This window comes from Sphingomonas parva (ex Maeng et al. 2020) (assembly GCF_004564275.1).
In the GTDB taxonomy this organism is placed as follows: domain Bacteria; phylum Pseudomonadota; class Alphaproteobacteria; order Sphingomonadales; family Sphingomonadaceae; genus Allosphingosinicella; species Allosphingosinicella parva.
Genome location: NZ_SPDV01000039.1, coordinates 37,543 through 44,455 on the forward strand (window position 1 = coordinate 37,543; position 6,913 = coordinate 44,455).

A 6,913-nucleotide genomic window follows, 5' to 3' on the forward strand; every position below is an offset into this window, starting at 1 on the left:
CCGCTCCAACATCTCGACTGGAGACGCGCCGGCGTACCTGGTGATCCCGGGTACGCCGGCTTTCTCGTCAGCGCGCATTTCCGGCGGCGGGAGCCGCGGCCGGCGCCGGCCTTGCGGCGCGCGGTGCCGGCTGGGGCAGGGCCTTCTGCGCGTTCTTCCCCGCCATCGCCATGCTGAGGCGGGCGGCGGCGTCCGGGCTCATGCTGGCAAGGATCGAGGCGGTGGCGCGATCGCGCATCCGCTGCGCCACCTGCACCTGGACGTCGAGCTCGAGCTGCTCGAAGACTCGCGCCGCCTTGGCCGGCTTCATCGTCTGGTAGATGCGCGCCAGGGAATCATACGGCCCCTCTTCCTCTTCGGCGGCCTTGCCCGCCGCGGCCGCCTTGGGCGCGTTCTGCTTCGCCAGCATCTCGGCCTTGAGGCGCTCCTCAGCCGCGCGTGCGGCCTGCTCGCGAAGGTCGAGCGCGCGGTTGCGCTCGGCCGCCGCGCGGTCGCGGTCCTTCACCGATTGCTTGATCGAGACTCCCATCCGGGTCTCCTGGGGCGCGGCGGGCGCGGAGATGGCAACGCCGTTGGCGACGATCGCCAGGGCCGCCATTCCGGCGAGGAGCGGGAGCAGGGGAGGACGCCTGGACATCAGACGGTCTCGACCTTGGCTGCCGAAGCCGCGGCAGCGGGGCGCTTGCTCCGCACCGGCGACTTGGCGCGGGGCCGCGACGTCTTCACCACCGGCCTCGGCAGCGGCGTCTCGGACGCGGTCTTCACCGGCTCACGGGGCGCCTGCGGCGCGGCCGCCTTCGGTTCGGCCTGTTTGGCGTCTGCCTGCTTCGCGGGCTGCTTCGGAGCGGCCTCGACCGTCTCGACGATGCGCTCGGCCACCGCATTGGCGATGCCGACCATGACGGTCAGCTCCTCGCGCATCTCCTCGCCCTTGGCGACGGTGCGGGCGTTGGCCGCACCCTCGGTGCGCAGCGTCTCCTTGAGATCGCCGAGAACGACGCGCGCCTGGGCGGTCGACTTGTCGAGCGCGTCGACGACGTCCTTGAGGCCGCCCTTCTTCAGCGTCTCGAAGCTCCGCATCATCCGCACGCTCTGTACGAGAACGGCACCGCAAAGCAGGATCAGAACGACGTTGGTCAGCGTGGCGAAGGTCATTTCGGGAGCCCCTTCGAGATGTCATTGAGGATTCGAACGGCGATGCTGTTGTTGCGCTGGCCGATATGCGCGTGCCCGAGAGGGACGCCGCCGCAATGGACTTCCAGCGGATCGTCCGGTCCGGAGGCGAGGGCCAGGGTCTGGCCGATCTCGAGGCTCATCACGTCGCGCAGGCTGAGCTCCTGCTCGCCCAGCACGACGTCGACCGAGACCTCGGTCTGCCGGATCTGCGAGGCCATATGGTCCTCCCACATCCGGTCGCGGCCGAGCTTCTCGCCCATGAAGCGCTGGATCAGCTTGTCGCGGACCGGCTCCATCGTCGCATAAGGCAGGAGCAGGCTGAACTTGCCGCCGCGGCCTTCCATGTCGACGCGGAAGGTCGCGACCGCGCAGATGTTGGTCGGCCCTGCGATCGCCGCGAAGCGCGGGCTGGTCTCGATGCGCTCGAGATTGAGGCTCACCGGGGTGATCGGCTCGAACGACTGGCCGAAATCCTGGAGTGCGAGCACCAGCATCTTGGAGACGAGGTTGGTCTCGATCGTGGTGAAGCCGCGGCCTTCGATGCGCAGCGTCTCGGTGCCCTTGCGGCCGCCGAGCAGAGCGTCGACGACGGCGTAGATCAGGCTCGATTCCACCGTGACGACGCCGTAATTCTCCCACTCCTGGACGTTGAACACGCCGATCATCGCGGGCAGCGCGACGCGGTTCATGAAGTCGCCGAAGCGGACGGAGGTGATCTCCTCGAGGCTCACGTCGATCGCGTCGGAGGTGAGGTTGCGCATGCTGGTGGCGAAGACGCGCACCATCCGCTCGCACACCACCTCGAGCATCGGCAGGCGCTCGTGATTGATGATCTTGGATTCGATGACGGCGCGAAGGCCGCTCTTCTTCGCCGTCGACATCGCCGCGTCGAAGCCGAACAGGGCATCGATGTCGGCCTGGTCGAACGGCGAGTCCGAGCCGCCGGCCGCCATGATCGGCGGATCGGGAAGGACGAAATCGTCGAAGCCGTCGTCGGCAGGCGCATCGCCGGGGAGGGGGATTTCCTCGAACGCGGCGGTTTCCGGCGCGTCGCCCGGCAGCGGGATCTCCTCGAACGGCTCGGCCGCAGCGGCATCGGCCGCAGCCTCGTCGTCGGCGACGGCGCGCGCTTCCTCGCCCTCGCCGTCGGCGGTGCCGCGGGCGAAGTCGAGCGCTTCCTCGATCGCCGCGGCGTCTTCCGCCTCGGCCTTCGGCTGGTCCTGGGCTTCGCTCATTGCTGGATCAGATCCTGGATGAGGACGTCGGTGACGACGCCGCGGCCGGCGACGCGGGCGGCACGCGACAGCATTTCTTCCTTCAGGCGGAAGACCGCGGCCGAGCCGGCGAGATCTTCCGGCCGCAGCTCGCGCAGGAAGGGCTGGAAGCCGTCGAGGATCAGCGGCAGCTTCTCGGTGATCACGTCCTCGTTGGCCGGATCCTGGGCGACGAGGATGAAGCGCAGCTTCAGGAAGCGCGGCTTGCCGTCGCCGCTGCGCAGGTTCACCGTCATCGGCGGCACCTCCACATAGGCACCGGCCTCGGGCGCCGCTTCGTGCGCGGCCTCCTCGCCTTCACCGCCGCCGCCGAGCATCGTCCAGGCGGCGGCGCCGCCGCCCCCCGCTACGAGAAGGCCGGCCGCCGCGATCGCGATCAGCTTGCCCTTCTTCTTGCCGGGATGGGCGGTCTGCGGCGCCACGTCGTCCGGGGCTTCGTCTTTGACTGGCTCTGACACTCTCGATCCTCGTGTGTGCGAAAAAGAGGGCGCCTGCCGCCGCTCTTGGTCCCTTTCCCGCTATTATAGGACGGGTGGGCGGCAAAGTTTGCCTACCGGGCTTTTCGCCGAAGATTTTTGGAAGAGGTGCCGAATGGACGTATCCGCATATGTTCTGTTGAGCCACGAACAGGCGCTCCGCAGACGGCTCGACGTCGCCGCCAACAATATGGCGAACAGCAGCACGATCGGGTTCAAGCGCGAGCAGCCGCTCTTCCATGAATATGTCGAGCGCGCCGACGAAGCCCAGGTGAAGGACGCCCGCACGACGTCGTTCGTGCTCGATTACGGCGCGGTCCACGACAGCAGCCAGGGCGCGTTCCAGGCGACCGGCAATCCGCTCGACGTGATGATCGACGGCCCCGGCTATCTGTCCGTGCAGACCCCGGACGGCGGCGTCGCCTTTACGCGGGCGGGCATGATCAAGATGCGCGAGGATGGGCAGCTGGTCACGTCCGGCGGGCAGCCGATCCTCGGCGAGGGCGGCCGCCCGATCAATGTGCCGGAGGACCAGCGCGGCCAGCTCGCGATCACCGCCAACGGCACCGTGATGAGCCCCCAGGGCGCGCTCGGCCGCCTGACCGTCACCGTGTTCGACGACGAGCGCGGCGTCGATCCGCGCGGCGACGGCCTGATGACTGGCGCCGGCGGCCGCGAGCTCGCTGCGGCCGAGACCAAGCTCAAGGTCGGCGGCGTCGAAGGATCGAACGTCCAGCCGATCGTCGAGACGACGGCGATGGTAGAGATCCTGCGCTCCTACCAGTCGAGCCAGCGCATGTCCGAGAGCCTCAACGAAATGCGAAAAGGCGCGATCAGCCGCCTCGGCCGCATCAACTGATCCTATAAGTCTTCCAAAGCCACACGAAAGGGCACGCTCATGCGATCGCTTTCCATCGCCGGCACCGGCATGCTTGCGCAGCAGACCAACGTCGACGTCATCTCGAACAACATCGCCAACATGAACACGACCGCGTTCAAGCGGCAGCGTGCCGAGTTCCAGGACCTGCTCTATCAGCAGGTCTCGCGTCCCGGCGCGGCCGCTGGCGGCGCCGACAATCGGGCGCCGTCCGGCATCCAGATCGGCTCGGGCGTCAAGACCGGCGGCGTGTATCGCATCGCCGAGCAGGGCGCGATGACCCAGACGTCGAACCGCTATGACGTGGCGATCGACGGCCAGGGCTATTTCCAGATCACCATGCCCTCGGGCGAGGTCGCCTACACCCGCGCCGGCTCGTTCCAGCTGTCCGACCAGGGCGAGCTCGTCACCACCGACGGCTATCCGGTCGCACCGGGCATCGTCGTGCCGCAGGGCGCAGTCGACGTCGTCGTCTCCAAGACCGGCCAGGTCCAGGTGAAGATGCCGGGCGAGGCCGAGATGCAGAATGTCGGCCAGATCGAGCTCGCGACCTTCGTCAACGAGGCCGGCCTCGAGGCGGTCGGCGGCAACATGTTCCTGCAGACCGCGGCCTCCGGCCAGCCGACCGTCGCCGTCCCCGGCGAGCCGGGCTTCGGCACCGTCGTCCAGGGCTTCCTCGAAGCGTCGAACGTCAATCCGGTCTCCGAGATCACCGCGCTGATCACCGCCCAGCGGGCCTATGAGATGAACAGCCGCGTGGTGAAGACGGCCGACGAGATGCTCGCGACCTCGGCGCAGCTGCGGTGACCCTCCGCCGCGCCTTCCTTCTCGCCGCCCTGCTGGGCGGCGCGGTCCCGGCCTCGGCGCAGACCGCGCCGGCCGCGGCCGACGTGGCCGTGCTCGTTCGCGACGTCGAGAAGGGCGAGCTCCTCTCGGCCGGCGACTTCACGATCGAGCCGCGGCCGCTCTCCCAGGCGCGCGGCGCGGTCGACATCGGCGCGGCCGCCGGCAAGGAGGCGCTTCGCCGCCTGCGCGCCGGCTCGACCGTCCGCACCGGCGATCTGATCCGGCCCCAGCTCGTCCGTCGCGGCGAGCCGGTCTCGATCAACGTCCGCAGCGGCGGCCTCACCATCACGGCGCAGGGCAAGGCGCTTTCCGGCGGCGCGCAGGGCGAGCTCGTCCGCGTGGTCAACACCGCGACCAATCGGACACTCGACGGCATCGTCGAGAAGGCGGGCAGCGTCCGCATCGCGGCCCAGTAACCAGCGGAGTCTTTCATGAAGAAGCTCGTCACCGTCCTGGCGCTTGCCGTCTGTCTCTCCGGCTGCGGTGCGGCCGGTCGCCTCAAGGCGGTCGGAAAGGCGCCCAAGCTCAGCCCGACCGGCGAAACCTATGCATCCGAGATCGAGCCGTCGCTCGGCGATGCGGCGGCGGCGCGTCGCGCGGCCGAAGCACCCGCGCCGGCTTATGGCCAGCCGCAGCCGCAGGCGCCCAGCGCCTCGCTGTTCCGCACAGGCGCCAGCGCCCTGTTCCAGGATCAGCGCGCGGCGCGGCTCGGCGACATCCTGACCATCCGGATCAACATCCAGGATCGTGCCAGCGTCGACAATTCCACCTCGCGCAGCCGCTCGGGGGGCGAGACCGCCGGCCTCGCCGCGCTGCTCGGCCTCGAGAACCCGCTGAAGAAGGTGCTTCCGGGCTCGAACAACGACACGTCGAAGCTGGTCGATGCGAAGTCGACCTCGACCTCCAACGGTGCCGGCAACACCAGCCGGAGCGAGCAGATCAACATGACGATGGCCGCGATCGTCACCCAGGTGCTGCCCAACGGCAATCTGATGATCCGCGGCAAGCAGGAAGTCCGCGTCAACTTCGAGCTCCGCGAGCTGGTCGTGACCGGCATCGTGCGCCCGCAGGACATCGCCCGCGACAACACGATCCGGCACAGCCAGATCGCCGAGGCCCGCGTGATCTACGGCGGCCGCGGCCAGCTCACCGACGTCCAGCAAGCGCGCTGGGGCCAGCAGATCTACGACGCGCTCTTTCCGTTCTGATCGTACGGTTTGCCAGTTGAAGAGCCGCAGGGGCGGGTGCTCCTGCGGCTTTTTGACGTTCAGCGCTCCGGCACTACCTCAAAAAGTCGTCTTTCCGCGACTATCCGGAGACTGCGCAGCTCAGGGACTTAGCTGGTAACCCACGCATTAACTTCAAAAAAATCGTCCACGCGCTTGGGCCGGTGGAATTTCGTTTCCAGAATGAGACTGCGGGAAGGGGCTTTCTCTTCCGTCGAGGGTCGGCGCATCCGATCCGGGCCGCAGAACTCGGCCCAATTCCAAGAAGGAAAAGACGATGGGTTTCTCCGTCAACACCAACACCGGCGCGATGGCCGCTCTCCAGAACCTGAGCGCGACCAACCGTGGCCTCGAGACCACGCAGAGCCGCATCAACACCGGCCTGCGCGTTTCCGGCACCAAGGACGACTCGGCGTCGTACACGATCGCCCAGAAGCTCCGTGGTGACGTCGGCGGCCTCACCGCCGTGACTTCGTCGCTTTCGCGCGCGAAGAGCACGGTCGATGTTGCCGTCGCTGGTGCCGAGCAGATCTCCGATCTGATGAACCAGATGAAGACCAAGGTCCTCGAGGGCAGCGATGCCGGCCTCGATACTGCGTCGAAGACGCAGATCACTGCGGACGTCACCGCGCTCCAGAACCAGATCCGGTCGATCATCAAGTCGTCGTCGTTCAACGGCACGAACCTGCTCGACAACAGCTCGGGCGCCACGGCTTCGGTCGCGGCCCTCAAGTCGGCGGACACCACCGACACGCTGACGGTTGCGCACACCGATCTGGCTTCGTCGCTCGGCAACGTCGCCAGCGGCACGGTCACCATGGCGGACTTCGCCACGGCGGAAGCCAACATGAAGACGCTGCTCAGCACGCTGGGTTCGGCTTCGCGTCAGATCGACGGTCAGCTGAGCTTCACCAGCAAGCTGTCCGACGTGATCGAGAGCGGCATCGGCAACCTCGTCGACGCCGATCTGGCCAAGGAATCGGCGAAGCTTCAGGCCCTGCAGGTCAAGCAGCAGCTTGGTCTCCAGGCTCTGTCGAT

Annotated in this window: 9 protein-coding genes; 5 read left to right on the forward strand and 4 right to left on the reverse strand. The window is 67.9% G+C overall.

Annotation, left to right across the window (positions count from 1 at the left end; translation table 11 throughout):
* Positions 1–67: 67 nt before the first annotated feature.
* The 4 genes from E2493_RS16895 to E2493_RS16910 form a co-directional block, all read right to left on the reverse strand.
* Positions 68–637 (reverse strand): MotE family protein, encoded by a 570-nt coding sequence (locus tag E2493_RS16895; RefSeq protein ID WP_135089149.1) that lies wholly within the window; start codon positions 635–637, stop codon positions 68–70.
* Entirely contained in the window at positions 637–1,155 is a 519-nt protein-coding gene (locus tag E2493_RS16900) for a DUF6468 domain-containing protein (protein WP_135089152.1), read from the reverse strand. Before E2493_RS16900 ends, E2493_RS16895 begins: the two co-directional genes overlap by 1 nt.
* Entirely contained in the window at positions 1,152–2,129 is a 978-nt protein-coding gene (gene fliM, locus E2493_RS16905) for a flagellar motor switch protein FliM (RefSeq protein ID WP_135089174.1), read from the reverse strand. Before fliM ends, E2493_RS16900 begins: the two co-directional genes overlap by 4 nt.
* A gap of 278 nt (positions 2,130–2,407) precedes the next feature.
* Positions 2,408–2,908: a flagellar basal body-associated FliL family protein gene (locus E2493_RS16910; protein WP_135089155.1), complete on the reverse strand. Its 501-nt coding sequence runs from the start codon at positions 2,906–2,908 to the stop codon at positions 2,408–2,410.
* 133 nt (positions 2,909–3,041) lie between these two features.
* On the opposite strand from E2493_RS16910, the gene E2493_RS16915 reads away from it, so the two are divergent.
* The 5 genes from E2493_RS16915 to E2493_RS16935 form a co-directional block, all read left to right on the forward strand.
* On the forward strand, positions 3,042–3,785 hold the full coding sequence (locus E2493_RS16915; protein WP_135089158.1) for a flagellar hook-basal body complex protein: 744 nt from the start codon (positions 3,042–3,044) through the stop codon (positions 3,783–3,785).
* A 39-nt stretch (positions 3,786–3,824) separates the two neighbouring features.
* Complete coding sequence (flgG, locus tag E2493_RS16920) at positions 3,825–4,610, forward strand: flagellar basal-body rod protein FlgG (RefSeq protein ID WP_135089160.1); 786 nt, start codon at positions 3,825–3,827, stop codon at positions 4,608–4,610.
* Entirely contained in the window at positions 4,607–5,065 is a 459-nt protein-coding gene (gene flgA, locus E2493_RS16925) for a flagellar basal body P-ring formation chaperone FlgA (protein WP_135089163.1), read from the forward strand. The genes flgG and flgA overlap by 4 nt, the downstream gene beginning before the upstream one ends.
* A gap of 15 nt (positions 5,066–5,080) precedes the next feature.
* A complete protein-coding gene (flgH, locus tag E2493_RS16930) occupies positions 5,081–5,857 on the forward strand; it encodes a flagellar basal body L-ring protein FlgH (protein WP_135089166.1) in 777 nt (258 codons plus the stop codon).
* Between the two features lie 295 nt (positions 5,858–6,152).
* On the forward strand, positions 6,153–6,913 hold a 761-nt coding region (locus E2493_RS16935), incomplete at its 3' end, for a flagellin (RefSeq protein ID WP_135089169.1).